Origin of the sequence: Methyloceanibacter methanicus, from assembly GCF_001723285.1 — a bacterium.
In the GTDB taxonomy this organism is placed as follows: Bacteria; Pseudomonadota; Alphaproteobacteria; order Rhizobiales; family Methyloligellaceae; genus Methyloceanibacter; species Methyloceanibacter methanicus.
Genome location: NZ_LPWG01000011.1, coordinates 222,449 through 247,500 on the forward strand (window position 1 = coordinate 222,449; position 25,052 = coordinate 247,500).

Below are 25,052 nucleotides of genomic sequence, written 5' to 3' on the forward strand. Positions count from 1 at the left end.
TCCTTAACGTCGATACTAGCCGACATATTATATACGGATAAGGTCCGGCAAGGGAGCAGCACCAACACCATGGTCATGATCACCATGGCTACCGCATGATGATCGCCGCGACGCGAATAGCGTCGTCAATGACGGCCATGGCGACGATACAGGTGGACACAGCGTCGCCCTCCGCCTGCACCGGGGCAGAGGTCCGCCACGAGCATCACTTTCCTTTTCGGTGTCTGCGGGGTCTTTTCTTGTCAGCTCGTTTTGCGGCTTGCAGGGTGAGCTTGATCGATGCGTCGACAATGTCCCAAGTCCCGGCTTTCTTTGCTTCAAAATCCGTGCGGGCCTGATCTTTGATCAGGCTGTGCGACGAACCCCCCGGGGCCCGTTCCGGGTCCTTGTTGCGTTCGTTGATAACGTCTCGATAGCCTTTCCGCGCCTGCTCAGCCGTTCCGGGACCGTCAATGCCTTCGACGCCCTGGGTACGCATCTTCCGCTCCCGGTTCGCCTTTGAAAAATCAAGCCGCTTCGTCACCGGCGCGCCCTCCTCTGACGCCGAATACTATATCACTCGATCGGGGGCTGCATTGCAGCCCCCGATCAAGCGCAGCCGTTGCATGAAGCCTCACGCCGCCGCATCGCGCCGGGCACATTGCAAGCCATGCAGGTAATCGACAGCGCGCTGGGCATGGGCGGCAGCGGTGAAGACCGCGCGCTTATCGCTGCGCAGTACCTGAAGCCAGGAGCCGATATAGGAAGCGTGATCCGGACGATCTTCAAGCTTGAGGCCAAGATCGGCACATAGGAAGGAAGCGCCCAACTCAGCGACCAGCTCTTCCTTGGCGTAGCCAACATCGCCGTAGCGCTGCTGTTCGAAGCTGCGATCAAGGCGTGACGGATGGCGAGTCCAGTGCACGCTCTCATGGGCGAGCGTGGCGTAGTAGCTTTGCGCATTAATGAACGCCTCAAAGGACGGCATCTGAATGTGATCAGACGCCATACGATAGTATGCAGAATTTCCACCATTCTGGATGCTTGCACCGACCTTGGCGAAGAACGCTTCGGCATGGGCAAGGCGCTCATCGGGGTTCGAAGTAGATTCAGCGCGCGCGTAGTAATGCGCCGGCAAGTCTTCGATCTGCTCGACATTGAAGACCGTATAGCCCTTCATGAAGGGGATGGTGACGTCAACGTCATCGCCGGTCTTTTCATCGACGTCAGTTTTGACGATCGTATTGGCGTAGACAACGGGTGCGCCCTTCTCACCCTTGCGGACATGACCGCCAAGCTCTTTGGCTTGCCGGAAGGTCATCCAGATGGGTGCTGCAAAGCTGCGTTCCATCGCTGATGCCCAGAGCGTCAGGATGTTGATCCCGCTATAGGTCTCGCCATTAAAGCGCAAAGGCCTCGATACAGGCCCGGCAGCGTGCGCCGCATTCCAGGGCTGCGTCCAAGGTTTGATGCCCTGTTCCAGGGACCGAACGATCTGATCGGTGATGCGGCTATAGATGTCCTGCCGTGCTGAATTGTCTGAAGTCATGATGTGTCTCCTTTCGCTGGTGTTCCTCAAGACGCGAAAGAAGACGGCCGGGCGCACAAGCCGGCCGGTCACTGCCGAAGGCAGCTACGGGCAACACGGCTCATGAAATGAGTGGTGCGGGCAGCCCGTTGACCGGACGGCGCGTCCGGCCAAAGTACGCATTAGAGATTGAGAAAAAGCAGGAACGGAGAAGAACGGTTATGCCAGGCCGCAAGCGGCGAATATACATTGGGCCAACGCCAACGCAGAAAGGCCGATAGCTGAAACTAGGCCAGCCAGGATGACCCAGGCGTACGGCTCGTCATGCGGTCGTATGTGTCCTCGGCAGTGTCTTCGTCCAGTTCAAACCGAGACGGTGCCTCGCCCAAATGCAGCAATGAGATCGTGAAGTCATACTGGCCCGAAAATAGGACCGCTTCTTCACATGGCTCCTTGAGCCAAATTTCCGCATCGTGAATGGCCATCCCCTTGCTGCCATGAACAAGGTGACGCTGCGCAGCCAGCGACAAGGGCGGAATTGAGATTGGCGGCTGGTTTACAGTCCGAAAGTAGGCGCCGGTTTTCAACGCCGGCGTGCTTGACCGCGCCCATAGAATGAAGCCGTCGCGCGAGACGACCAGAATGGCGCGTCGCTCGGTATATTGAAGCCAGCGCAGAACAGAAGCCATGAGGGATACGTTGTAGCGATCGGCACATATACAAAGGGCCTCAAGGTCGGGCTTTGCTCTCCCTTCGATTTGACGGCGGAAGTCATCTAACGGCATGAGCAGTGTAGCCGCGAAATCATTGGCCTGGCTTTCCACCTGCCGGTATTCCGAGTCCCACGACGCCATATCCTGCTCACCGCATGTGAAGCCATCCGGATATTTCAGACGATGCAAAAGGTAATGGCCGAATTCATGTGCAAGGGTGAAGTTTATGCGACCGGGCGAGCTGATCGCACTGTTGTAGATAATCCCCCAGCCCTTCTTTCCGTTGGCGGCAGGAATAAGCGCGCCCTCGAATCCCGGGAGTTCACCGCCCATCACATGAGTGATGGGATCATCCGGAAAGCGCTGCCGCGAATAATCGAGCGCTAGCTGGCTTACGTTCACCGGGAACCGATCTTGTTCAAACGCGGCGTTCAGGATCGTGGTAAGAGCGTTGGCCCAACGTTTTGGCGACCACTGCTCGTTCATTCCTCGTCACCAATAAGCTTCGCCATCGCGCGAATCTTCTTTCTGGTTTCCGGGGTCATGCGCCGGTACTCACGATAAAATTTCGCGTCGATCGAGTCTGCTTCCGTAATCTTCTCCTCCTCATCAATGAGGTATTCGATTTCGACCCCGAGCTGATGGGCGATTCTCGCGACCTTTTCGGCCGAAGGCCGGGGTGGATTCTTGTTCTCCAGCTCCCAAATATAGCTCTTGCTGGACCCGGTGAGGTCCGCCAGCTTTTCCAGCGTCAGACCCTTTTCCTTCCTAAGCTTTTGAATCTTTTCCCCTAGTGCAGTTGGCATATAGGCCTCTTTCCTCGTTTTTTTGGCTGTTCGTTATTCCGAACTTTATCACCTTGACTTCCGATAGGCAAACTGCCATATTGTGTTCAGAGTAGCGAACTTTTTGTATCTAAATTTCAAACCGCCTGGAGGATAGGCAAATGATGAAGGACTTCGACAACGGGCACGGCCAAGGCCAGAGCGGCCGCCCCACTGACGAGGAGCACGGCAAGCCGGATCAAGAGAAGAAGGACGTCACGATTGTCGTCAACGGGCGCGAAAAGACTGTGCCCAAAGGCGAGTATTCGTTCGATCAAATCGTAGCGCTCGCCTTCGATCCCGTCCCGACCGGCAACAATATCGTTTTCACGATCACGTATCGCGGAGGGCACGGCCACAAGCCAGAAGGCATTTTGGTCGAAGGCGAAAGCGTCAAGGTGAAGGACGGCATGATCTTCAATGTCAAAGCAACTGATAAATCATAGCCCGGACCTGCAAGCTCTAGTGGATGATGGGTACGAGGTGGAGATCAGGCAGGGCCACCTCGTCATCCACAATGTCCCCTACGTGAACGCAGAGCGGAAGGTAAGGCGCGGCGCCCTGGTGTCGATCCTTGATGTCGCCGGCGATAGAACTGCGAAGCCGAGCACACATGTCGTCATGTTTACCGGCGAGCAGCCGTGCGATAAACACGGGCGCGAGCTTCCGCAGATCAAGCATCAGGTGAAGCGTACGGCCATCTGCGATGATCTCGTGAGCGAACGCTCGTTTTCGAGCAAGCCAGTCGGGGGGCAAGGCTACAACGACTATCACGAAAAGATGACGGCCTACGCCGCAATCCTGGAAAGGCACGCACGAGCGATTGATGCGAACGCCACAGCGCAAACGCGGCGCGTGATCGAGTCACAAGATGCCGACGCGATCTTCAAATATATTGATACGGCCTCCAGCCGCGCTGGCATCACGGCGGTTAGCAAAAAGCTCGCGCTGGATAATGTTGGCATCATCGGTCTGGGCGGCACCGGATCATATGTGCTGGACCTCATAGCCAAAACGCCCGTCCGGGAAATTCACTTGTTCGACGGTGACGATTTCTTTCAGTACAACGCCTTCCGCTCGCCCGGCGCGCCCTCCGTCGAGCAATTGAAGGCAGTTCCCAAGAAGGTCCACTACTGGGCTGCACGCTATGCGCCGATGCGTAACGGCATCATCCCCCATGACTTCCATATCGACGCCTCCAACGCTGATTGCCTCGAAGGCATGAAGTTTGTCTTTGTTTGTGTCGATCGCGGTGACGCTAAACCCCCGATCATCGAGAAGCTCGAAGAGCTCGGCATTCCTTTCATCGACGTGGAATGGGCATCGACGTGGTCGATGACAAGCTGGAGGGCATCCTCAGAGTTACGACAAGCACGCTGGATAAGCGGGAGCACATCAGAAACAAGAATCGTATCGGCCTTACCGGCGGCGATGCCGACGGCATCTATTCGCACAACATTCAGATCGCGGACCTCAACGCCCTCAACGCAGCATTGGCGGTAGTTAAATGGAAAAAGCTGTTTGGGTTCTATCTTGATTTGGATCAGGAACACTTCGCAGCTTATACTTTGGATGGAAACGTAATAATCAATGAAGATAAGCTATGAAAGCACCAATATTAATAGAACACCGCTTCGTTAAAGCCATTCCGGAAAATTTGGAAGAACGAATACTATATGTTTCTATGGACTACGCCACCGTCGTGCACAAATGTTGCTGCGGCTGCGGCCACGAGGTCGTAACCCCGCTCAGTCCTACCGACTGGAGGCTGACGTACGACGGGGTGTCAGTCTCCTTGTCCCCCTCCGTCGGCAATTGGGGCTTCGCGTGCCAATCCCACTATTGGATCGATAAGAGCGTGGTGAGATGGGCCGGCCAGTGGACCCCCGAGCAGGTCGAAGCAGGCCGAGCGCGGGATCGCTTGATGAAGCAGCAATACTATGGGGCCCGCAAGCCTGCCGAATCCAAAGAGAGCGCTACAAGCAGTCCTCGACCGGGGCTTTGGTCTCGGCTACGGCAGTGGTGGTCACGCTAGCGGCTTTGCACACAGATTGAGATTGATGCTTGATTTTGAGATGACCACGGACGGATACCTTGCCTCGGTGACCTATGCTGCGGTCCTGCCGCGCACTTCATTGAGCACCTGCACTAATGCTTGCACATCCGCCGCAGGAAACAGACCGCTAACGCCCTGGTCGTCGAGGTCCGTGAACGGGCTTTCATAGAGCCGGCGCGGGTCGATGAGTCCGCGCTCGGTCAGGTAATCGATAATTAGATCGACAAACTCAATCTGATTGGCCGTCATTGTCCGTCCATCCATGAACTCGGCCAAGGCATGCTTGGCTGCTTCGCGGTCAAGACCAACGAGCGAGCGAATGAAAAGCCCGAGGCCGCCGTCCGCGCGAATGCGATCCAGATCTTCCGAGCTACCAACCGCCTCGTCGACAAATATACGCTCCAGTTCCGTAAGGTCCTGCGGCGTGAGCTGCTCGTTTCGTTTGAGCTTTTGAATTGTAATGTGATCTTTGTGCTGGGACAGGAAATGGCGAACCTTCATTAGAAAGCGCGCCTTGTCCGTGCCCGACGCCCCAATGGGCAGAGTGACGTCAACGCCTGGACCGATCTCGTCTTCAAAGTCGGTATAGACGATATTCCGCTCGCCGGGCTCAATCAGTTTGAAAAGCTGGCGCAGCCGACGGCGCAGCGTCTCCAGGATCGGAAGATTGATGTCCTCCCAATACTGGTCTGTCTGCACTTCCAGAATGAGCGCCATCTCGGCGGAGACCATAGGCACATTGCCCAGTTCTTCTAGCTGCGAGGCGATCCCCATGATGCGGGACTGAAGCGCCACAAAAGCCGGATCGGCCCGCAACAAAGCAAGCTGCGTCATCAAGATGAGGTAATCAAACTGCCTAGCCGCCAAATCGTCATCGACAACGGCGCTTGGCAGTGCGGCGATATGTTCGGCAAGCTCAGTGCGATCTTCTGTCGTTAGGTCATTCCATGCTTCTTTGGCCTGGAACTTCTCGACGTGCCGGCGCTGCGGCCGAACGATAAAGTTATCGAGGCTCATGCCCTGAACCTCTTCAAAGAGGTGCGCGACTAGGCCCTTGCGCAACACAATAAGCGACTCGGCGTCGGAGTCCTGGCTCCGCTCGTCTAACTCACCGATAAGATCAAGGCGTGCGCGGAAGAGCTTCTCACCTAGCGAAGCGCCGACACCGCCTTCGGTGACCGGTGGATTCTGATTGAAAAACTCGAAGTTCTGGCAGAAGTCGAAAACAAGGAAGCGGTCCTTGTGCCGTCTAGGGCCGAACAGATCAGGACAAAGGCGGGTCCCGCGCCCTATCATCTGCCAGAATTTTGTCTTCGAGCGAACGATCTTAAAGAAGACCAGGTTTACGACCTCGGGCACGTCAATGCCGGTATCAAGCATATCGACTGAGATTGCGATATGTGGCGCCTTGTCCACATTGGAAAAGTCATCAATCAGCGATTGGGCGTACTCGGTTTTGAAGTCGATGACCCGCGCAAAATGCCCCTTAAGGTGCGGATAGTTCGCATCGAAGCGCTCGGCAATGAAGTGCGCGTGGTTGTGATTTTTGGCAAAGATAATGGTCTTGCCGAGTCTGTCGCCTCATTCACCTTGAGGCCGTGGGTCACGACGTGCTCAAGCACCTTGTCCACTGTATCAGCGTTAAAGAGCCACTTGTTGACCGCAGCAGCGTCTACGCTGTCAGGAACGGTCCCGTCCTCTGACCATTCAAGTGCGTCCCACTCTTCCTTCTCGTCCTCCGGAAGATCGTCATACTTGATGCCCTGGCGCTGAAACTTCAGCGGCACTGATACGGCCTCGGGCGGGACCAGATAGCCGTCCGCAACCGCTTTATCGAGATCGTAAGAGTCTGTCGGCACGCCGCGCTCAAGCTCGAAAAGCCCGTAAGTATCGCGGTCAATCTCATCGCGTGGCGTGGCTGTCAGCCCGACCAGATAACTATCGAAGTAATCGAAGATTGCCCGGTATTTGCGGTAAACAGAGCGGTGGGCTTCATCAATGACGATGAGGTCAAAGTGACCAGGACCAAACCTCCGGACACCATTCTGCATTTCGTCGATCAGTCCTACCATCGTCGGATAGGTCGAGACGTAAACGCGGCCTTCGGTTGACTTGTCGGTAACAAGGTTGACCGGCGCAACGTGGGGAAGGTGCGCCTTGAAGGCATTTACCGCCTGGTTTACGAGCGCAACGCGATCGGCAAGAAAGAGCGCACGCTTTACCAGGTTGGCGCGCATGAGTTGGTCAATTAGCGCAATGACCGTGCGGGTCTTCCCCGCGCCAGTCGCCATGACAAGAAGCGCCTTACGTTGACAATTCTTCTCGAAGGCCTCGCCAACGCGGCGAATAGCACGGTGTTGATAGTGCCGTTCGACGATATCGCCATCGATGTTAACCGCCGCCAGAGACTTGCGCGCCGTCCGGCGCTGAATGAGTAGCTCCAGCTCGTCCTTTTTTAGGAACCCCTGAACGCTTCGCGGCGGATAGCTCTCATCGTCCCACATCCAATGCTCATAGCCGTTGGTGTAGAAGATCACCGGCCGGCGGCCGAACTGCTTCTCTAGGCAATCGGCATAGAGCTTGGCCTGCTGCTGACCAACGCGTGCGTCACGCTTTGTCCTCTTGGCTTCAACCAAGGCAAGCGGCTTTCCGTCGTCACCCCACAACACATAATCGACGAATCCCTCGCCCGTGTTATTGGGCATGCCCGCTACCGGGAACTCACGATCACGCTCTTGATCGAGTGGCCAGCCGGATTCGTGCAAAAGAAGATCGATGAAGGCATCGCGGGTCTGCGCCTCGCTGTAATCATGCGTGTCGGTCGCCGCCTCATTTGCATTCCTGACCGCAGCAATTTCAGCCTTTAGCTTTGCAATCTGCGTCTCAAGCTCTGCCCGTTGTTCCTCAGTCTGGATGCGCGCAGACTCCGCCTCCGCCTGAGCCTGCTCCTTGTCTGCATAATCCTTGGCGATGGTCTGCAGTCGCGCGAGCGTTGTCTCCTCGACCTGCGTCGTTTTCGGCAAGTCGCCTGGAGCGAACTGAACTCCCGGATTTGGCTTTATACCCCTCGCGTAAGTGCGTACGAGCCAATAGGAAAAATGAAAGAGCTCGCGCAGCGTGGTAGTCGCGGCCTGCGCTGCCACGGGGCGCGTGTCATGAACGGCCCGATTCCCAAGGTCTTTGATAATTCGCGCCTTAGTTACCAGCGCACTGCCGACAAGGGCGCGAAAGCTCCCTTCATGGATCAGCGCAGAAAGCGTGTCGTTATAGGGCTGGCGCAGCGCGGCATCATGCGCATACATCCACTTCACGGCGGTCTCCAAAGCCAGCCGCGCATAGAAGCAGGCTGCCCGTGGGTCGTTCAGCGCTGCAACCTCTGCCTTGCGGGCATGGTCGAAAACCGGTGAGAAATCAGATTGCAGGAAGGAAAACTGGCTCATTCAGCTCCCCCGTTTCCTAGCTGCCTTTCAAGCGACTGACGAACCAACCCGATCACATATGGTACTTCGTCGATAGTGCTGAGCCGCACCTCAACGTCGCCATTACCCCAACGGCCGAGGCCCGCCACATCTTTGCAGAGTCCTCTGGGATCACTGATTTCGGCGAAAGCCATGTTGAGCGAAAGCCTGAGCTGCTTCGCTTGGGGCACAACATCGACGAAGTTCGTCTCGGCCTTGTAAGCGACATAGAGCTTCAAGAATTCTTCAGTCACACAGGGATCGAGCGCGAGGACCTCCTTGCGAAAGGCCTCGAACAGCTCTCGCATGTTAGGAGTTAGTAGGTGCGGATGATCTTCGATCGAATAGGTGGCAGTCGGAGCCGCCTTCGGCCGATAGACCGCCAGGATTTCTGGTGAAAGGTGCGGTGCTCGCCAAACACTCGGAGCCATCCCAGCCAAATTGGCGGCGCGCGCCTTGATGGCTGCTTCATCCCATCGATCTAATTGACCAAGGCCTGCGTTAACGCGGAGTGGGCTCTCTCGAAAGCCTCCCGGCATGTCTCGCTTTTCGAGGAAAGGCTTGTCGCTGTACTCCGAGTTGTATCCCGTAAGTGTTAGATTCCCGAGCGTATGGAGCCACGTCTGATGGATGCGCTCCCACTCCGGACCCAAAGCACTTTTCCATGCAGCCGACAAATCATCGTTCTGCGGCATGATGTGCTCGATGGTGTACTCATCAACATTCACGCGCTCCTTCCGATCGTAGTTTTCGAAGCGGCGCAGCCAGTAGCTTCGGCTTCTGAAATTGTAGAGATCACGCGTCTGCATATCGCGTACGAATTCGTCATCATTCGGAAAGCGCCTGTACGAGGGAAGAGTAAGGAAGTGGGCCTTGATGCTTTCTAGATAGCGATCCTTCTTGAGCGCCTTGGTGAAGGTTGCGAAAGTCTTGTTCATCGAGTTCGTCGGGATCGAACAGATCGCACGGCGGAACACATAGGCCTCAACCAAACGGACTACCTCAACCAAGTCCGCCTTCTGAAGCAGGCTGGTCGCGTAATCATGATAGAGTTCAAGAAGGAACGGATACGCGACATCGACCTTAAGCTCCCGAAGGTCGTGCAGCGCGAGCCTTAGATCGCTCTCGCCCTCTTGCCCGAGCGCCATCGCGCAGAAATATCGGGCAAAGTCACGAATATCCTTGACGAGAGCTTCAACACCCGCTGCCGCCGTCTCAGGCGTGCGCGCGTGGCCCTTAAAGGCCTCGTACACTTCGTCAAGCCGAGGAATCTCACCGGTCTTAACCGTCAAATAATGGCGCATAAAGGCGTCGAAGTACGTGTCATAGGCTTCCTGACCGAAGGCAACCTCCATAGGCCTCCAGAACTGCTCATAGAGCCGCGTCTGAAGCTTCGGCTCCAGGCCCATCAGAATGAAATTGCGGATCAGGTCAGCCTGACTGAGTTCGCGGCCAGTCGAATTCATGCTTTCGAAAATGAGCTGTGGATTGTCCTGGTCGCGATTTAGAGCGATGTCCACCACGACAAGCTTTGCAAGCCCGTTGCAAACCGCCGTGAAGTCCCCACTGCAACCAGCAATCAGCTCCTCAAAGAGCGCAAAATTCTGCTTCACGCGTAACGAGTAATCGTCCGGCTCGTCGTCACCGGATACGATTGCCGTCAGCGTGGCCTTGTCCGTCTGCGAGAGCAACAGCTTGTGATGCCGTTCACCCGCCTCCTCCGGATTAAGCAAATAGTAATTGCGAAGCTTGCGTGCTGAGAAGCCATCTACAGGCTCGGACTCACCGAGGGCATTAGCGAGGGCCGCAAGGATGAGCGTCACCGTCGTCAGTCGTTGCTGGCCATCGATCACCAGCATCGGCGACTGATGGGAAACTTGAGATAGGCCCGCCTCGATGTAGACAATTGACCCAACAAAATGCACTGAGATTTCGTCGTTGCTACCGGTCCGGACGATATCATCCCAGAGCTGTCGACATTCTTTGTCTGTCCAGGAGTAGGTCCGCTGGTAGATGGGGATCACGAACTGGGGTGACTTCTTCAGGAAGGCGAGGAAGCTTGCTTCGGTTGCTTTCATATCAAAGCTCCCCCCGAAAGGCGCGGCTCTGAAGCGACGAAAAAAGCGCTTCAAGTTGCTCCAAATGCGCCCGCTCGTTTTCTACCAGAGCATTTCGTTCACAAATTCTGCTCTTAAACTTGTTTTGCTCGGCTGCCTCCGGCACCAAAATTTCCACGGGATAGATTCGGCTGCCGGAGACCAGCGGCTGCGCCGAACGGCTCGCGTACTGATTTAGGTTCGCGTAGCGGAGGGCGTCGGCGAGATACGTCGTATCTATTGAGGCGTCCTTCTTGGTAACGATCAGTGCGTTGTCCGTTACCCAGGCCGGAGCGGCGGTTACATGGACGGCGCCGCAATAGACGCCCACGCGTCCAATAACAATAGTCCCCTCCGGCACCCGAAATTCATCGTGGTAACCGTTTATGCCGTTTCCTCCGTAGACCGGATAAGTACCGTGACGTTGGTTTTTCGAGGTAAGGCCTTCGCCGCTGCTGACCTTGATAATCGAGCCAAGCGCCCTTTTTGTTAGACCCTTCGGGTTATTTCGCGGGTCGCCGAACATCTCGCAGAAGATCGCCTGACCAAGTTCGCCGAGTCGATCGACGGCGCGTCCGCGAAGACGTCGAAGGTCATCTGCATTATCCAAAATAGCTGCGATACGGTTTTGCTCATGGAGTGGCGGAAGGGGAATTTGGGCAAGCTTCACGATCTTATCTGACACAGCCGGGTAGCTCTGGCCCGTCGCCTGCTTGACCATGTCGGCGACGAACTTCCGTGACTGCACCCAATGAAATAGATATCGCCCCGCGAGACGCTTTTGGTCGGGTCGAAGCACACAAAATCCCGTTGATGCGGTTGCGCCATTTAGCTCGTCAGGAACATACGCGACCGCATTTAAATTCGGCCTCACTGTGGAAACAAGAACGTCACCAGACTCAACGATCTGCCTAGCCCGACTAGGCGCTTCGGAAGTTGGTATTTCCCCGTTGATCGCTATCGTCTTTCGGTCATGCGGGACGCTGCTGATGTCGATATATCGAAACGATCCCCCTCCGCCCTCTCGGGCCGGATTCCACGTTTGGACGGTCTCGACACACTCGCCGATTGGAACAGCTCTTAGGACATTGCTGGTCATCCGAGCATCGCCTCCAACTTCGTAAGGCCTCAGAGATTTGTTTCTCCAGCCCGCGAAGCTCGCGAATGATGTCGTTCGGCGCGTCATGATGCTGTTCTTCGTGTTCAATCTCCTTGTACCGATTGAGCGACAGATCATAGCTACCGGTCGCGGCAATTTCGGCTTTGGGCACGCAAAAGCTTTGTGCCGTGCGGGGATTTTCACGCTCCTGCTCCTCACGCTCCTCCCACCGCATCAGCACATCCGGCAGGTTGTTCTTCGCGTGCTCGTCCTCAGATAATGCCTCGACCGGTACCGGCCCTAGCTTTTTAGGCGGCAGAAGCGGCGTGCGTTTGTCATCAAGGGAGTATCCGTCAGACTGAAGATCGTAGAACCAGACATGATCGGTGCCGCCGACGCCGGTCTTGGTAAAAATTAGAATTGCTGTAGCAACACCGGCATAGGGACGAAACACCCCAGTGGGCATTTTGATCACGGCATCGAGCTTATGCTCCTCCACCAGTATACGACGCAGCTCCTTGTGAGCCTTGGATGAGCCGAACAGCACACCATCGGGCACAATCACGGCCGCGCGCCCGCCGGTCTTAAGCAGCCGAAGAAAGAGCGCAAGGAAGAGCAACTCAGTCTTTTTCGTTTTGACGATCTGCTGAAGGTCTTTGGCCGTCGCTTCGTAATCAAGTGATCCCGCAAAAGGCGGATTGGCGAGGACGAGCGAATATTTTCCGGCATCAGCCGCGTGGTCCTGGGCCAGGCTGTCGCGGTAGCTGACATCAGGGTTTTCTACGCCGTGCAGAGTCATGTTCATGGCACCAATGCGTAGCATCGTCGCGTCAAAGTCGAAGCCGTGGAACATGCCTTCGTGGAAATGCTTGCGCTTCATCTCATCGCGGAAGAGCTTTGGATGGTTCTCGCGCAGATATTCGCCGGCCGCGACGAGGAAGCCGCAAGTACCAGCGGCAGGATCACAGATCACGTCGTCCGGCGTCGGCTTCGTCAGTTCGACCATCAGCCGGATAATGTGACGCGGCGTACGAAACTGACCGTTCTGGCCAGCGCTCGCGATCTTGCCGAGCATGTACTCATAGAGGTCGCCCTTGGTGTCCCGATCCTCCATCGGGATTTTGTCGAGCATCTCGACAGCCTTGGCGAGCAGCGCCGGATTGCTGAAGCCTAGCCGCGCATCCTTCATGTGCTGGCCGTAGCTTGAGCCCTCCTCCCCGAGCGTCCGCAGGAAGGGAAAGACATGCTCGTCGACCACCGTCATCATTTCGCGCGGCTCGAAGTTCTTGAACCGCGACCAGCGCATGTCGGCGTAGGGTCGCCCCTTGTCGTCGTTACCTTCAGGGAAGATGCGGCGCTCGATCGGTATGCCTAGAGCTTCAGCTTTGCTTTCCTCTAGCGTCTGCAACTCATCGAGGCGCTTTATGAATAATAGATAGGTGATCTGCTCGATGACCGAGAGCGGGTTCGACACGCCTCCTGACCAGAAGGCATTCCAGATTTGATCAACTTGGTTTCTTATTTCGCCGGTCAGCATAACAACGCGCCCCCTAGTTATCGCCAACCGCGAGGTTGGTTATATGTTCTTCCGTATTCTTCATTTTTTCTTTGAGTTTATCAATCTCTGATTGAATTTTCGCAAGCTTATCGTATTCCGCGACAATCTGGGCTTGGGCCTCCGGGCTCGGGATGGGCACTTCCAGATGCTTCAGCTCACCCATTGCGACGTTAGCAATCGTGGTGCCACCAGCCATTCCCTGAAGGAGGGATTGCGCGATGGGCGAACGGAGATAGCCGAGCAAAACCTGCGGGTCGCCGATGGCGCTTCCCTTGCGCAGCCGGATTATGACAAAGGACTGTCCGGGAACGACAGGCACGGGTTTGCTCTCGGCGATTACTTTCGCTGTGACCAACGTCGATTTGCCAATGGTGCCCTTGATCGAGAGCAAGATGTCTCCTGATCTCAGAATGGAGCTTTCGATTTTGGCGGCGCCCGACTGCGGAAGTTCACTTAGCTTCTCCGGCAGATCCAAGCGCCCATTTTTGATGTCCGCGAGCAAAGCTTCCCGCACCTCAAATAAAGCTCCTTTGCGACCGCGGGGGAGAGCCTGTGGCCTTCGCACGTCCGCAATATCCGAAAGCCTCACCGTCTCCCGGTTTCTAAGAAGCTCTCTGTTGCGCCTGCTCTCGGCGTCGAGCACGTAGCGGTCGACTAACAGGTTGAAGGCTGATTTCGACAGCTCAGCAAAGGTACAATCAACAGACAGAGGGTGCCTACCATCGCCTGCCACCAGCTTACTAAGCGTCCGGTTATCCAGAGTTTCAGGATCACTTGCATCAATGAACCTTACGGACTGCTTGCTATTCTGGAGCCGATCCTTGTCCGAAAAAACGAGCGCCGAAACAGCCATGGCGCTCCTGGGCCAAGCGCCGCGCGGCAGGGAAACCACGGCCTCCAGTCCGTCGTCATAAACGAGCTCTTGCTTGAAGGCCGCATCTCTGCTCGATGTTCGGAACAGCAACCCATTACCGACGACGACAACACTCCTCCAGCGTCCGATATGTGCACCCCACCGGGCACCAAGCGCCTCGGTACTTGCATAATCGCCGATCGTTTCGAGCTTCTGGCGCATGCCAATCGGCGGGAAGATCAGCGCATGGTCATAAGCCTCTCGGCCCTTCGGCTCGGCTGCCAGGGAACTTATCGGCTTCACGCTAACCTGAAGTGTCCGTTCGCACGCCGAGGCAAGCATCGAAAGGATGGGCACCAAACTCTTCTGCTCAACACTAAGATCAACGTGGGCTTGCTTCGACAGATTCCAGGCGGGACGCATCACGAAGGAAAAAGCGCACTGGATTCGCGCGCCCTTCCCGGCGTCAAGAATCGCCAGCACTCTGTCGGATAGCTCCTTGGAAGCCCAGGTTTCTGGCGTGCAATACTGTAGAACTGACTCAGCGATTTCGCTTACTGGCTGTCCAGTGTTAAGGACATCCAGCAAAGCGCGACGGAGACTCTCAAGCTCACCGGGCCGAAGCTCGGCCAACAGCCGCGCAACGTCTTCCGCGTTTTCAGCACAAAGAGTCTTTGCAACTTTCGTCGGCTCCGCGAGAACGAATTCGGCGGATACATCCTTGAACGAGGGCAGACCCTTCAATCTGGCCGCCGGAAGCCGCGACCATAGAAGCATGAGAGAAAGGGCCGTGCCGGCATGGACCGGGTCGAACCGCAGGCCGCGTAGCGCGTCGGCCAAGACGAAGTGACTTAAGACAGTATCCGCTTTCATCTTTTCCCCCTAACTTCGCTTGTAGGCCGTGATAACGGTGTTGCCCTCGGCCACAACCACCAGTCCACCCTTGTCTCGGACCTTTAGTAACAACCCGCGCTCGCGGTTGATTTCTTCCAGGCGCCGATCGACCTCGCGCCGATCGAGGACATATTTGTCCTGCTCGCACCGCCCTTGATTAAGGGCCAGGTCGATCATGGCTCGGCCGATCGCCCTTTGGTTCATTCGTAAATCGCTGTGTTTGCTAAGGCGCATGGCCGTCTCCAATCTCCGTTGTCGCCTATATGTCGTCCTCCTGACTTAAAAGTCAATAGCTGATTGTTTTTGGATTGTGAAATTTTTTACATGTCCGACCGGCTGCCGGAGCCATCGCCTTTCTTGGGCTTCGTCCTGCGGACGTTCACCAGGCTCGTGTCGATCATGTCCTTGAGGTGAGCGGCATAGTGCTTCTCGATCATCTCGACGCTCGTGCGGCAGTTCTTGGCCACCTGGTAGATGTCCGCCCCCTCTAGCAGACGGAAGCAGATATAGCTGTGGCGCAGGCTGTAGGCCGTGCGCGCCTTACCGTTGCGATCGAATTTGAGGTTGTTGTCGCTGAGGATCCCGTTGAACATTTTTTTGAATTCATTCGGGAAAAGCTTGTCGGTGGCCTTGGGCGCTTCCGCCGGCACCGACTCAGCGCCGTCACCAGCGGCCTGCGCCTCTGTTGGGCGCCTGCGCGCGAGCAGCCTTTCGAAGGGGCGCACCGCCCCCGGCATGCTCTTGCAGTAACCGACGCCGCGTTTGCCGCGGACTTCGATCTCTAAGATTCGCTCGTTTGTGGCCTCGTCATCGACGACCTGCACATCGCGGAATTCGAGAAGCTTTACCTCGTCTGGGCGAAGCCCCGTGTTTGCCATGAAGAGCACGAAGTCATGCAGCTGCTCCGCGTGCCATTGGAAGCGCTTGTTTTTCGGGTTTGAGGCGTTCTTCCGGGTTGCCTCATAGAGCTGCTTATACTCATTCGGCGTGAACCAGGCCGCCGCTCGATCTTGCTCTGGCGGCGATAGGGATCTGAAAGGTTTGGAACATGGTCCAGCCAGCCATGGCGCTGGGCGGTTTTCAGGACCATGCTTAGGGTCACGATTTCGTTGTGGATGGTGTTGCGGGCAGGCGGCTTCCACGGCTTTGCCTCGGCGGCGCTGTCAGCCTCCTGAAGTTCTTTCTTGGGTTCGGTCATCCGGTGGACGCGGTATTCCTGCGCCAGGCCGGATGTGATTTCGGAGACGACCTTTTTTCCAAAGAAGGGCAAGAGGTGCAGGCGGATACGGTCCTTGTGGCCGCGCACCCATTTTGGGCTACGGCGACCGCGGGTGATGGCCTCGTATTCTTCTTCGAACTTCTTCGCTGCCTGGGCGAAGGTTTTGCCGGCGCTGAGCTCGCCATAGCGGTCTTTGGCGCAAAGCTGAAAATACCAGTCCTCGGCGATGTCCTTGGCCTTGGCGAGGCTCCTTTCCTTGGTGCTTTTTCGCCATTCCTTGCCTTTGAGGAATGTCGAGCAGTGCCAATTGCCGCCGTCGCGACGGCGGTAAATGCGGACTTTGTCGCCTAGGGTTCTGTGTATTTCCATGGGCTCTCCCGTTTTGTGCGATTTTGTGCGAGTCTTGTGCGACTGATATTAGCGTATCACAGGTTGATTCAGGGGGTCAATTTGGGGAGTCTGGGCAAAGAAAAAGCCCTTGAAAATCAAGGGCTTGTTTTCTTTTGAGATTGGTTGCGGGGGTAGGATTTGAACCTACGACCTTCAGGTTATGAGCCTGACGAGCTACCGGGCTGCTCCACCCCGCGTCAATTCAAGCGGCCTTTGGAAACAAAGGGCCTTCCCTTCGCGCAGCGCCGAAACCTCGTAAAGGAGGGGCCGCCGCGAAAGGGGGGGAAGCCTATAGATAGGTTCTAAGAAGATTGGAAGCGCTAAACTTTCGCGGCCCCGATGCCTGCGGCGCTGGCCCCTCTATAGGGGATTCACGACAGCTTTGTAAAGCCCGGCGTGCCTCAGGCCTTGCTCCGCGCCGCCTGCCTCAAACCGCCTGCTTCGAACCCTTGGACGGTGTGGCCTCACCGTCCAAGGGGACTTCCGGGGGGCCTTCGTCGACCCTCTTGCCCTGCCAGATAAAGTAGATGTTGCGGGAATAGATGATCAGCCCCGTCGCCTGGCCGATGATGAAGACCGGATCCATGCGGTGAATGGCATAGCTCAACAGCATCAGGCCGCCGAGAAAGCTGAAATACCAGAACGTCTCGGGCACGATGGACGCACGCGCACGCTCCGTCGCGATCCACTGAATCAGGAATCGCATCGAGAACATCAGCTGCGCGAACAGGCCGATGCCGAGCCAGATCAGCTCGGCCGCGGACTTGTCCGCCCACCATTGCGCGAGACTTGCCGCCATCGCCGTTATCCCCTTTGGCTTACCAATTGAATATGCCGCTCGCCGGTCTTGGCGGCATCGCCGTGGACATGTTCGGCCACGGGCGGAATATCGGTGCGCTTGCGCAGCCAGCTCACCCCGACGAGATCGTAGATCCCGATCAGCGCACGCCCCAAATTGGTGTATTTCGACTGTCCCGCCAAGCGCGGGCGGTCGTTGACTGGTGCAAAGCTCACCTGATGGCCATAGGTCAGGAAGAAGGCGGGAAGATAGCGGTGCATGCTGGTGAAGTAGGGTAGCGCCAGATAGGCGTCGCGGTGATAGACCTTGATGCCGCACCCGGTATCCGGGCACCCGTCGTTCAGAACGCTGTCCCGCAACCAGTTGGCGAAGCGCGAGGCAAAGCGCTTCGATCCGGTGTCCTTCCGCGAGGCCCGGACCCCGCCCACAAGCGCGGGCTCCGAACCCGGCGCGCCAAGCTTCTCGAACAGGGACGCGATGTCGGCCGGATCGTTCTGCCCGTCGCCGTCCATGGTCGCGACCACCGGGAAGCGCGCGGCCAGGATCGCCGTGCGCATCGAGGCGCTCTGGCCACCCCGGCGGCCATGGCGCAGATAGCGCAGCGTGCCGTACCGGGGGATCAGGGCCTTGATCTCCGCGGCGGTCGCATCCTCGCTGGCATCGTCCACAACGATGACCTCGCCGAGCAGGGACTCCGGCACGGCGGCGTAGGTTTCCTCGATCAAGCGGCCAATATTGCCTTGCTCGTTGAACGCAGGAACAACAACGGAGATGCGGACGGCGCCGCCCGAGGCCCAATCACCTGGCATATGATCCCCTACAGGACGCGAGTGCTGGTCGAAGCGACCATAGTGATGTTCAAGTTTGACGTCCAGATGTAGGATGCCACGCCCCTGACATAAGAATGATAAATATTTCAGCCCTCTAGGGGCTGAGACCCCGGCCTGCGCCTCTTGAGGAACTCAACTTGCCCGCCCACGAAACGTCGAAAGCGATCGGACCGTCCGGCGCGCCCTTCGGACCGCCTCTGTCAGATCGGGGCTATGCCCTTCTGACGCTTCTGTGTCTTGGCCTCTTGCTGGCTTTCCGGTTGGTGGCCCTCTACGCATCCAAGGTCGATCTCGTCATGGACGAGGCGCAGTATTGGACCTGGTCGCGCGATTTCGACTTCGGCTATTTCTCCAAACCGCCGCTGATCGCCTGGGTCATCCGCGCCATGAACGAAGCCTGTGGTGTGTCGGAGGCCTGCACGCGTGCCGCCTCGCCCATCCTCTACACGCTGACCTCGGGACTGCTCTTCGTGATCGCCCGCGTCCTCGTCAATGCGCGCGCGGGGTTCTGGACCGCGATCGTCTTCGCGACGCTACCGGGCGTCTCCTACGCCTCCGCACTTATCACCACCGACGCGCCGCTGATCTTCCTCTGGACGCTGATGCTCCTGTTCTGGGTCATGCTGGTGAAGCGGCAAAGCATGGGGTTCGCCATCCTCTTGGGCCTCGCCATGGGTACGGGGCTCCTGGCCAAGCAGGCCATGGTCTACGCGGTGTTGTGCATTGCCTGCCACGCGATCGTCTCGCGCGAGGCGCGGCAGGCGCTTCTGGGCGGCCGCGCCGTTGTCGCCGCGCTCATCGCGATCGCCCTGTTTTCGCCGAACATCGTGTGGAACGCCGAACACGGCTGGCCCACCGCAAAGCACACCGGAGACAATATGGGCTGGCGCGCGCCCTATCTTCATCCGCTGGCGCTCGCGGAGTTCATCGTCGCGCAATTCGCGCTGTTCGGGCCGATCCTGCTTGCGGTGTTTGCCCGGGGCGCCGTCCGCCATATTGGCCGCCCCGAGGAGTCCAACAAGACGCTGCTCCTTTGTTTCTCGCTGCCGATCCTCATGGCGCTCATGATCCAAGCCCTGCTGTCGCGCGCGCACGGCAACTGGGCCGCGACGGCCTATCCCGCCGCCACCGTATTCGTCACGGCGATCTTGCTGGAACACGGACGGCGCGCGCTGATGGCGATCTCCATGGCGCTACACCTTCTCGTCGCCGCGTTCATCGGCATCGCGCCGGCTTTCGCACGCAACTGGGCACCGTTCGAGCAGCTTGAGTTCCTGCGCTCGTCGATCGCGTGGGAGGAGACGGCCGATGCGGTCCGCAAGCTTCTATCCGAAGACACATATGGCGCGGTCCTGGTGGACACGCGCGATCTGACCGCCGAACTGCTCTATTACATGAGAGACGCCGAGACACCCGTCTATGTCTGGAAACGAAGGCCCGAGCCGCACCATCACTACGAGATGACTCGCCCCTTCGTGGGCGGCACGCCGGAGCCGGTGCTTCTGGTCTCGCTGCGCGCTTGTCGCACGAACATCACGCACCACTTCGACACCGTGACGATGCTGCCGCGGGTCCAAATCCCGTTGGTGCGAAACAAAACGCGGACGCTTCACGCCTGCGCGCTATCAGGCTTTCACGGTGCGAACTAGGACGCGCGAACGGCGCTCAATGATGCTGGTGATCCGGCGCGGCGCCGGAGCCGTCTTTGCCGCCAGCATGGGACGGCCCTGTCCCCACCGGCACCGAAATCTCGATCGGGCCGGCCATTTCGAACTCCAACGTCAACGGAAGGGTGCCGCCCTTGGCCAGTTCGCCATCGAGCCCCATGACCATGACATGGGCGCCCCCAGGCTTGAGCGATGCGGATCCGCCGGCCGGGATGGTGAGCCCGTTTTCCAGGGGTCTCATCTTCATGATGCCGTCATCGGTCATGGTCGTCTCATGGATTTCGACCCGCGCGGCTTTGGGGGACTGCGCGCTCCGCAGCACATCCTCCGCGGTACCGGCATTCTGAATTGTCATATACGCCGCCGTCACGCGACCGTCCCCGATCGTCGGACGCGCCCACGCGTCGGAAACGACGACGCCGGTTCCCTGGTCGGCCCACACGGCCAAGGCGACGAACAAGCAGGCGACGAATGTCAACGCAAGAGCGAGCCCAACTTCGATCAAGTGCTGCCTCGTCATACGCCCCATCATCACCTCCAGAAAGTTCATGATCTACAACCACAAGTGTCATCCACTGTGTGGGAACAGGGCTACACTTACGCTTCCAAGGATCGTGCGTGTTGTGCCGTGGTGTCGCGTGCGGCGCTCGGTCGCTCTGGCGAGCGAAATCAATCGCTTGCAAGACGCATGGTGCGGGCCATTGAATTCAAAATGTAAAGACCTTAATGATTCCGTTGAGCCGCCGCAGTCCGTGGCTTAGAAAGCGTAGAAAGCTTATCGCGTCAATCTCATCGCAACTTTTGAGCGATAGGATCGTTGCTGGCCTGTCCGTCCGGACCGGCAGCCGGCCCGGTCGGCCCCAACCGACAGGACCCGGCCACGGGGGACTTCGCGACCGAAAGGGATCCTAACTGACGACCCGGGGGACATACCTTGCGGCGGCCTTCGCCGTCACCGTCGCGGCGTTGTGCTTGAACGGCTGCTCTGGGCGTTCGCCTGTGGGGCTGCCCATGGCCGCGACGACCGACGAGCGGGAATGTCTCGTCCGCGCCATGTATTTCGAGTCCAACCGTTCGAGCTTCGACGGGTCCATGGCCGTGGGTACGGTGGTCATGAACCGTGTCGAGTCCGAGCGCTTTCCCAATACGATCTGCGGCGTCGTCGGGCAGAATCGTCAGTTCGCGCAAGGGGTCCTGACCCGGTCCATGGATCCCAAGCAAATGAAGACGGCCGTCCACGCGGCCGATGCCGTCCTCAAGGGCGGGCGCCATCCGAAGGTGGGGCCGGCCATGCATTTCCACGCCGCCAGCTACAAGAACCCCTACCCCGCCAAATACATGACGGTCGCGGGCGGCAACGCCTTCTACCTCAAACCGGGCCGGCGCTGGCAGCACGAATACACGGGCAGCGTTTCGACGGCCAAAGCGACCCCGGTCCAAAACCTCACGCGCCGCGCCTCGACGATCCTCGCCGGCGCGGACGCCTCAGCCGTCCCATGCCAAGACGCCGAGAACACCGGCGCGATCTCGCTCGCTTGCGAAACCGAGGCCGCCGGGCGCTAGCGGCATTCCCACGGGCACAAGCAAAAGCCGCCACGAGCGGACCCGCGACGGCTCTCTGTGCTTGAACGCGATGGCTCGGGCTATTCGCCCTTCAAGCCCTTCTCGAAATATTTGTGCACGACCTTGTCTTGGTTCTCGAGCAGCCAGTCGATCGAAGGCTCGAACGTCATGGCCTTGTGTATGGCCTGCCAGGTCGCCTTGCGGTGGATATCGAACAGGACTTGATGATCGAGATTCTCCACATCGACGATGCCCGGGTTGAGCCACACCGACACGATGATGCCGAGCTCGTCCGCCTTGTCCTTGGGGATGTCACCCGAACGTACCGCATCGAGAACGCCCATCGCCGTCGCGTACTGTACGGTGCCCATAAGGATGTTCGTGTACCGCGAATCGTCGACCGTGACCTTGCTGACGCAGATCGTCGGCGGGCGCACCATGACGTCGGTGTTGAGCAGCGCCAGCACTCGGCTGTGCCCCTTCACCTGATCCCCGAGCAGATTGGCGAAGGCGCTGCCCATCGGCCCGTCCATCTCGCCGATCGCGACCTCGGGTTCCGCGGCCGTGCCGGGCGGTCCGCCGGCGACAAGGCTCTCGCCCACTCTCATGACAATACGGTCAGACATGATCTGTCTTGTTCCCTCTTTTGTGTTGCACTGAAGACGCTGGAAATTAAGCCGGGCGGACTATGGAGGGACGCGCCACGCATCGCAACGCCCGAGGCGAAAAAGCCGCGCAGTCGAGCGGCCGTTACCGTCGCCGGCCACGTCTACTGCGTCATGTCCACGTAGCAGATATATTTCTCGAAGACATAGCCGCGCGGCTGGTTGGTTGCATACTCGTCATTGATGTCGCGCATAAGGAGGACGGCTCGCCACCCTTTCTGAGGAAAGGGCTCCTCCGTCCAAAGGAATTGCCCCGGTCGAAGACGCCGTATTTCGGGACATCGGCTCGACCGGCAGGTGCGCAAGGAAAGATAATTGTCGCCGCGCGGGTCGAGGCGGCAAACCGTGTACACCTCGCCGCTATAGGCCAGCACCGGCTCAGCGCCCACCAACAGACCGGCGAAAAGCGCGACGGCGCATGCAGCACTGAGAAGCTCTTTCATTCGGCCCCCTCCCATCTGGTCAGGATACAATCCTAGCGCGCATCTATGACAGCGGCTATGGCCCGCGGCGAGGCCCAGCCTTGCGCCTACGCAGCCGTCCGCCCGAATGGATGGAGGCATCGCCGCAGCAAACAAAAAACCGCCGCTGGGAAAACCCAGACGGCGGTCTTGTGAGTCCGGCGCAACGCTCTATGGCGGCGCCAACAATCGTGAAAGAGGGGAAATCTCGATACAGCATCGCGCCTTTGGGCAGCTCTCTGACTGCCGGCAGCGACGTGACGGCCAACCGTTCTTAGCAAGCCTGGCGACGACCTACTCTCCCAAGTCTTGAGACTTAGTACCATCGGCGCTGGAGCTTTTCACGGACGAGTTCGGGATGGGATCGGGTGTAGACGCTCCGCCAAAATCACCAGGCCAGCAAAGAACGGTTAGCAACGAAAATCTGGTCTCTTAAGGGCGCTACCGCGCTTCGCGCTACTTGAGCGCGGGTTGCGGCAACGTCCACCCATCATCGTGCTCAAGTAGGCCGCTAGGCCGGTAGCACGGTAAAGATGGGTACTGACAATGAAAGCAATCAAGCCGATCGAGCGATTAGTACTGGTTAGCTACACGCATTGCTGCGCGTCCACATCCAGCCTATCAACGTGGTGGTCTTCCACGGCTCTCAAGGGAGAACTCGTTTCGAGGTGGGCTTCCCGCTTAGATGCTTTCAGCGGTTATCCCTTCCGTACTTAGCTACCCTGCTGTGCCGCTGGCGCGACAACAGGTCCACCAGAGGTACGTCCATCCCGGTCCTCTCGTACTAGGGACAGATCCTCTCAATTCTCCTACACCCACGGCAGATAGGGACCGAACTGTCTCACGACGTTCTAAACCCAGCTCACGTACCACTTTAATCGGCGAACAGCCGAACCCTTGGGACCTGCTCCAGCCCCAGGATGTGATGAGCCGACATCGAGGTGCCAAACGATGCCGTCGATATGGACTCTTGGGCATCATCAGCCTGTTATCCCCGGCGTACCTTTTATCCGTTGAGCGATGGCCCTTCCACTCGGGACCACCGGATCACTATGACCGACTTTCGTCTCTGCTCGAACTGTCGCTCTCGCAGTCAAGCGGGCTTATGCCATTGCACTCGTCAGCTGATTTCCGACCAGCTTGAGCCCACCTTCGTACGCCTCCGTTACTCTTTGGGAGCGACCGCCCCAGTCAAACTACCCACCATACACTGTCCTGGGCCCGGATAACGGGTCGCAGTTAGATATCCATAATTACAAGGGTGGTATTTCAAGGTTGACTCCCCAGGAACTGCGCCCCTGGTTCAAAGTCTCCCACCTATCCTACACATGCAGTCACGAATACCAGTGTAAAGCTATAGTAAAGGTGCACGGGGTCTTTCCGTCTAACCGCAGGAACCCCGCATCTTCACGGGGAATTCAATTTCACTGAGTCTACGTTGGAGACAGTGGGGAAGTCGTTACGCCATTCGTGCAGGTCGGAACTTACCCGACAAGGAATTTCGCTACCTTAGGACCGTTATAGTTACGGCCGCCGTTTACCGGGGCTTCGATTCAGAGCTTGCACTCCTCCTCTTAACCTTCCGGCACCGGGCAGGCGTCAGACCCTATACGTCGTCTTGCGACTTCGCAGAGCCCTATGTTTTTAATAAACAGTCGCCACCCCCTGGCTTGTGCCCCCCATACCTGGTTGCCCAAGTATGGGGCCCCCTTCTCCCGAAGTTACGGGGGTATTTTGCCGAGTTCCTTCAACGTAGTCTCTCAAGCGCCTTGGTATACTCTACCAGTCCACCTGTGTCGGTTTCGGGTACGGTCTCACGTGGGGGCTATTTCCTGGAACTCCTTCATTGCCCGGTCAATCCGATAAGACCGAACAATTTACGGAATTCGTCACACACCCACTGGCCCACGAATATTAACGTGGTTCCCATCGACTACGGCTTTCGCCCTCGCCTTAGGGGCCGGCTAACCCTGCGCTGATTAGCATTGCGCAGGAACCCTTGGACTTTCGGCGGAAGTGTCTCTCACACTTCTTGTCGTTACTCATGTCAGCATTCGCTCTTCCGATACCTCCAGGCACTCTCGCGAGTACCCTTCGCAGGCTTACGGAACGCTCCGCTACCGCGTGCATAGCACACCCGCAGCTTCGGTGAATGGCTTAAGCCCCGTTACATTGTCGGCGCAAGAACCCTTATTTAGACCAGTGAGCTGTTACGCTTTCTTTAAAGGATGGCTGCTTCTAAGCCAACCTCCTGGTTGTTTTGGGATTCTCACATCCTTTCACACTTAGCCATTACTTAGGGACCTTAGCTGGCGGTCAGGGCTGTTTCCCTTTCCACTACGGACCTTAGCACCCGCAGTGTGTCTGCCGGATAGTACTTCTCGGTATTCGGAGTTTGGT

23 protein-coding genes, 1 tRNA gene and 2 rRNA genes (1 of these 26 cut by a window edge) are annotated in these 25,052 nt (G+C 57.8%); 5 read left to right on the plus strand and 21 right to left on the minus strand.

What is annotated here, in order from left to right; translation table 11 throughout:
* Window positions 1-205 precede the first annotated feature (205 nt).
* The 4 genes from AUC68_RS08565 to AUC68_RS08580 all read right to left on the minus strand — a co-directional run bounded on the left by AUC68_RS08565 (window position 206) and on the right by AUC68_RS08580 (window position 3,026).
* Window positions 206-523 (minus strand): hypothetical protein, encoded by a 318-nt coding sequence (locus AUC68_RS08565; protein WP_069437249.1) that lies wholly within the window; start codon window positions 521-523, stop codon window positions 206-208.
* A gap of 90 nt (window positions 524-613) precedes the next feature.
* Window positions 614-1,528 (minus strand): ArdC family protein, encoded by a 915-nt coding sequence (locus tag AUC68_RS08570; RefSeq protein ID WP_069437455.1) that lies wholly within the window; start codon window positions 1,526-1,528, stop codon window positions 614-616.
* 266 nt (window positions 1,529-1,794) lie between these two features.
* A complete protein-coding gene (locus tag AUC68_RS08575; protein WP_069437250.1) occupies window positions 1,795-2,706 on the minus strand; it encodes an ImmA/IrrE family metallo-endopeptidase in 912 nt (303 codons plus the stop codon).
* On the minus strand, window positions 2,703-3,026 hold the full coding sequence (locus AUC68_RS08580; protein WP_069437251.1) for a helix-turn-helix domain-containing protein: 324 nt from the start codon (window positions 3,024-3,026) through the stop codon (window positions 2,703-2,705). The genes AUC68_RS08575 and AUC68_RS08580 overlap by 4 nt, the downstream gene beginning before the upstream one ends.
* Before the next feature lie 140 nt (window positions 3,027-3,166).
* On the opposite strand from AUC68_RS08580, the gene AUC68_RS08585 reads away from it, so the two are divergent.
* From AUC68_RS08585 to AUC68_RS17725, 3 genes are all read left to right on the plus strand, one after another.
* Window positions 3,167-3,490 (plus strand): multiubiquitin domain-containing protein, encoded by a 324-nt coding sequence (locus AUC68_RS08585; protein ID WP_244500452.1) that lies wholly within the window; start codon window positions 3,167-3,169, stop codon window positions 3,488-3,490.
* Window positions 3,465-4,547: a ThiF family adenylyltransferase gene (locus AUC68_RS08590; RefSeq protein WP_244500453.1), complete on the plus strand. Its 1,083-nt coding sequence runs from the start codon at window positions 3,465-3,467 to the stop codon at window positions 4,545-4,547. The genes AUC68_RS08585 and AUC68_RS08590 overlap by 26 nt, the downstream gene beginning before the upstream one ends.
* A gap of 100 nt (window positions 4,548-4,647) precedes the next feature.
* Complete coding sequence (locus tag AUC68_RS17725; protein WP_083240564.1) at window positions 4,648-5,079, plus strand: ubiquitination-like system serine protease family protein; 432 nt, start codon at window positions 4,648-4,650, stop codon at window positions 5,077-5,079.
* Window positions 5,080-5,151: 72 nt separating this feature from the next.
* Here the strand turns inward: AUC68_RS17725 and AUC68_RS17730 are convergent, their stop codons facing one another.
* The 12 genes from AUC68_RS17730 to AUC68_RS08640 form a co-directional block, all read right to left on the minus strand.
* Entirely contained in the window at window positions 5,152-6,624 is a 1,473-nt protein-coding gene (locus AUC68_RS17730) for a type I restriction-modification enzyme R subunit C-terminal domain-containing protein (RefSeq protein ID WP_244500472.1), read from the minus strand.
* Window positions 6,534-8,540: a DEAD/DEAH box helicase family protein gene (locus tag AUC68_RS17735; RefSeq protein ID WP_244500454.1), complete on the minus strand. Its 2,007-nt coding sequence runs from the start codon at window positions 8,538-8,540 to the stop codon at window positions 6,534-6,536. The genes AUC68_RS17730 and AUC68_RS17735 overlap by 91 nt, the downstream gene beginning before the upstream one ends.
* The gene (locus tag AUC68_RS08600) at window positions 8,537-10,636 is read right to left on the minus strand and encodes a GmrSD restriction endonuclease domain-containing protein (RefSeq protein ID WP_069437252.1); all 2,100 of its coding nucleotides are present in this window, start codon (window positions 10,634-10,636) and stop codon (window positions 8,537-8,539) included. The genes AUC68_RS17735 and AUC68_RS08600 overlap by 4 nt, the downstream gene beginning before the upstream one ends.
* A 1-nt stretch (window position 10,637) precedes the next feature.
* Entirely contained in the window at window positions 10,638-11,723 is a 1,086-nt protein-coding gene (locus AUC68_RS08605) for a restriction endonuclease subunit S (protein ID WP_280138547.1), read from the minus strand.
* Entirely contained in the window at window positions 11,626-13,290 is a 1,665-nt protein-coding gene (locus AUC68_RS08610; protein ID WP_141701169.1) for a type I restriction-modification system subunit M, read from the minus strand. The genes AUC68_RS08605 and AUC68_RS08610 overlap by 98 nt, the downstream gene beginning before the upstream one ends.
* Before the next feature lie 13 nt (window positions 13,291-13,303).
* Window positions 13,304-15,037: a restriction endonuclease subunit S gene (locus AUC68_RS08615; RefSeq protein WP_069437254.1), complete on the minus strand. Its 1,734-nt coding sequence runs from the start codon at window positions 15,035-15,037 to the stop codon at window positions 13,304-13,306.
* A gap of 9 nt (window positions 15,038-15,046) precedes the next feature.
* Window positions 15,047-15,235 (minus strand): DUF4258 domain-containing protein, encoded by a 189-nt coding sequence (locus tag AUC68_RS08620; protein WP_141701170.1) that lies wholly within the window; start codon window positions 15,233-15,235, stop codon window positions 15,047-15,049.
* A 143-nt stretch (window positions 15,236-15,378) separates the two neighbouring features.
* A complete protein-coding gene (locus tag AUC68_RS17740) occupies window positions 15,379-15,945 on the minus strand; it encodes a site-specific integrase (RefSeq protein ID WP_244500455.1) in 567 nt (188 codons plus the stop codon).
* Window positions 15,903-16,646, minus strand: coding sequence for an N-terminal phage integrase SAM-like domain-containing protein (locus tag AUC68_RS17745; RefSeq protein WP_244500456.1), 744 nt, complete (start codon window positions 16,644-16,646; stop codon window positions 15,903-15,905). Before AUC68_RS17745 ends, AUC68_RS17740 begins: the two co-directional genes overlap by 43 nt.
* A 141-nt stretch (window positions 16,647-16,787) precedes the next feature.
* Window positions 16,788-16,864 (minus strand) — tRNA-Met (locus AUC68_RS08630).
* Window positions 16,865-17,094: 230 nt separating this feature from the next.
* Window positions 17,095-17,466: a lipid-A-disaccharide synthase N-terminal domain-containing protein gene (locus AUC68_RS08635; RefSeq protein ID WP_069437255.1), complete on the minus strand. Its 372-nt coding sequence runs from the start codon at window positions 17,464-17,466 to the stop codon at window positions 17,095-17,097.
* A gap of 5 nt (window positions 17,467-17,471) precedes the next feature.
* Entirely contained in the window at window positions 17,472-18,275 is an 804-nt protein-coding gene (locus AUC68_RS08640) for a glycosyltransferase family 2 protein (RefSeq protein WP_069437256.1), read from the minus strand.
* A gap of 158 nt (window positions 18,276-18,433) precedes the next feature.
* On the opposite strand from AUC68_RS08640, the gene AUC68_RS08645 reads away from it, so the two are divergent.
* A complete protein-coding gene (locus AUC68_RS08645; protein ID WP_069437257.1) occupies window positions 18,434-19,945 on the plus strand; it encodes an ArnT family glycosyltransferase in 1,512 nt (503 codons plus the stop codon).
* Window positions 19,946-19,961: 16 nt separating this feature from the next.
* On the opposite strand, the gene AUC68_RS08650 is transcribed toward AUC68_RS08645, so the two are convergent.
* Complete coding sequence (locus AUC68_RS08650; protein ID WP_069437258.1) at window positions 19,962-20,513, minus strand: copper chaperone PCu(A)C; 552 nt, start codon at window positions 20,511-20,513, stop codon at window positions 19,962-19,964.
* A 461-nt stretch (window positions 20,514-20,974) separates the two neighbouring features.
* Between AUC68_RS08650 and AUC68_RS08655 the strand changes: the two genes are divergently transcribed.
* A complete protein-coding gene (locus tag AUC68_RS08655) occupies window positions 20,975-21,526 on the plus strand; it encodes a cell wall hydrolase (protein WP_069437259.1) in 552 nt (183 codons plus the stop codon).
* 80 nt (window positions 21,527-21,606) lie between these two features.
* On the opposite strand, the gene AUC68_RS08660 is transcribed toward AUC68_RS08655, so the two are convergent.
* The 4 genes from AUC68_RS08660 to AUC68_RS08675 form a co-directional block, all read right to left on the minus strand.
* Window positions 21,607-22,152 carry a formaldehyde-activating enzyme gene (locus tag AUC68_RS08660; RefSeq protein WP_069437260.1) on the minus strand — a complete coding sequence of 182 codons (546 nt, stop codon included), beginning with the start codon at window positions 22,150-22,152 and terminating at the stop codon, window positions 21,607-21,609.
* Window positions 22,153-22,295: 143 nt separating this feature from the next.
* Window positions 22,296-22,634: a hypothetical protein gene (locus AUC68_RS08665; protein WP_069437261.1), complete on the minus strand. Its 339-nt coding sequence runs from the start codon at window positions 22,632-22,634 to the stop codon at window positions 22,296-22,298.
* Between the two features lie 299 nt (window positions 22,635-22,933).
* Window positions 22,934-23,048: ribosomal RNA gene (rrf, locus tag AUC68_RS08670) — 5S ribosomal RNA — on the minus strand.
* A gap of 156 nt (window positions 23,049-23,204) precedes the next feature.
* A 23S ribosomal RNA gene (locus tag AUC68_RS08675) occupies window positions 23,205-25,052 on the minus strand (it continues 886 nt past the right edge of the window).

Coding starts and splice junctions, on each gene's coding strand:
- AUC68_RS08575 (WP_069437250.1), bottom strand. CDS start 2,706: ATGAACGAGCAGTGGTCGCCAAAACGTTGGGCCAACGCTCTTACCACG.
- AUC68_RS08640 (WP_069437256.1), bottom strand. CDS start 18,275: ATGCCAGGTGATTGGGCCTCGGGCGGCGCCGTCCGCATCTCCGTTGTT.
- AUC68_RS17735 (WP_244500454.1), bottom strand. CDS start 8,540: ATGAGCCAGTTTTCCTTCCTGCAATCTGATTTCTCACCGGTTTTCGAC.
- AUC68_RS08585 (WP_244500452.1), top strand. CDS start 3,167: ATGATGAAGGACTTCGACAACGGGCACGGCCAAGGCCAGAGCGGCCGC.
- AUC68_RS17745 (WP_244500456.1), bottom strand. CDS start 16,646: ATGGAAATACACAGAACCCTAGGCGACAAAGTCCGCATTTACCGCCGT.
- AUC68_RS08650 (WP_069437258.1), bottom strand. CDS start 20,513: ATGAACTTTCTGGAGGTGATGATGGGGCGTATGACGAGGCAGCACTTG.
- AUC68_RS08610 (WP_141701169.1), bottom strand. CDS start 13,290: ATGCTGACCGGCGAAATAAGAAACCAAGTTGATCAAATCTGGAATGCC.
- AUC68_RS08620 (WP_141701170.1), bottom strand. CDS start 15,235: ATGATCGACCTGGCCCTTAATCAAGGGCGGTGCGAGCAGGACAAATAT.
- AUC68_RS08665 (WP_069437261.1), bottom strand. CDS start 22,634: ATGAAAGAGCTTCTCAGTGCTGCATGCGCCGTCGCGCTTTTCGCCGGT.
- AUC68_RS08590 (WP_244500453.1), top strand. CDS start 3,465: ATGTCAAAGCAACTGATAAATCATAGCCCGGACCTGCAAGCTCTAGTG.
- AUC68_RS17725 (WP_083240564.1), top strand. CDS start 4,648: ATGAAAGCACCAATATTAATAGAACACCGCTTCGTTAAAGCCATTCCG.
- AUC68_RS08655 (WP_069437259.1), top strand. CDS start 20,975: ATGGCCGCGACGACCGACGAGCGGGAATGTCTCGTCCGCGCCATGTAT.
- AUC68_RS08660 (WP_069437260.1), bottom strand. CDS start 22,152: ATGTCTGACCGTATTGTCATGAGAGTGGGCGAGAGCCTTGTCGCCGGC.
- AUC68_RS08600 (WP_069437252.1), bottom strand. CDS start 10,636: ATGAAAGCAACCGAAGCAAGCTTCCTCGCCTTCCTGAAGAAGTCACCC.
- AUC68_RS08580 (WP_069437251.1), bottom strand. CDS start 3,026: ATGCCAACTGCACTAGGGGAAAAGATTCAAAAGCTTAGGAAGGAAAAG.
- AUC68_RS08615 (WP_069437254.1), bottom strand. CDS start 15,037: ATGAAAGCGGATACTGTCTTAAGTCACTTCGTCTTGGCCGACGCGCTA.
- AUC68_RS08570 (WP_069437455.1), bottom strand. CDS start 1,528: ATGACTTCAGACAATTCAGCACGGCAGGACATCTATAGCCGCATCACC.
- AUC68_RS08635 (WP_069437255.1), bottom strand. CDS start 17,466: ATGGCGGCAAGTCTCGCGCAATGGTGGGCGGACAAGTCCGCGGCCGAG.